We start from the raw sequence: 701 nt of genomic DNA on the forward strand, positions 1-701 counted from the left end.
CGCCAGGACGACGAACGCGCCCACTCACTCCGCCAGGCAGGAGCCGAGGTCTTCGTCGGTGACCTGCTCGACATCGCCGACGTGACCACCGCGCTGAAGGGCGTCCGCCGCATCTACTTCAGCATGAGCCTGTCGCCGTACTCCACCGACGCCGTCAGCCTCATGGCCGCGGCGGCACGGACCCAGGGCGACATCGAGGTCTTCGTCAACATCTCCGAGTACGAACAGTCCTTCATGACGTTCGAGAAGATGACCGCGCCGCAGGAAGAGCGGCGTTCATGGCTCGGCGGACTCGTCACGCAGTGGTCGCCGCAGCAACGGGCCCACTGGATCGCCGAGCAGGTGCTGGACTGGTCCGGCATCCCGACCGTCAACATCCGGGCGGCCATGTTCGTCGAGAACCCCCTGATGACCTGGCTGGCGCTGGAGCCGCTGAGCAACGGGGAACTGCGCCTGCCCTTCGGCCACCACCAACTCGCGCCCATCGCCGGCTACGACGTCGCGGAGCTGTGCGTGAAGATCCTGACCGACCCGGAGCCGCACATCTCCAAGTCCTACGAACTCAACGGCCCGGAACTGAAGGACATGCACGGCTTCGCGGAGGACTACGCGGCCGCGCTGGGACGCCCGGTCACCTACGTTCCCGAAGACGTCGAAACCTGGAACGAGACCTACGTGGACACCGCCCTGGCCGCGTTTCC

At 66.5% G+C, this 701-nt stretch carries 1 protein-coding gene; it reads left to right on the forward strand.

What is annotated here, in order from left to right; all coding sequences use genetic code 11:
- A partial coding sequence (locus H1D24_RS41605) for an NAD(P)H-binding protein (RefSeq protein WP_181662969.1) occupies positions 1-701 on the forward strand: 701 nt, incomplete at both ends.

It is taken from the genome of Streptomyces himalayensis subsp. himalayensis (assembly GCF_013778455.1).
Taxonomy (GTDB): domain Bacteria; phylum Actinomycetota; class Actinomycetes; order Streptomycetales; family Streptomycetaceae; genus Streptomyces; species Streptomyces himalayensis.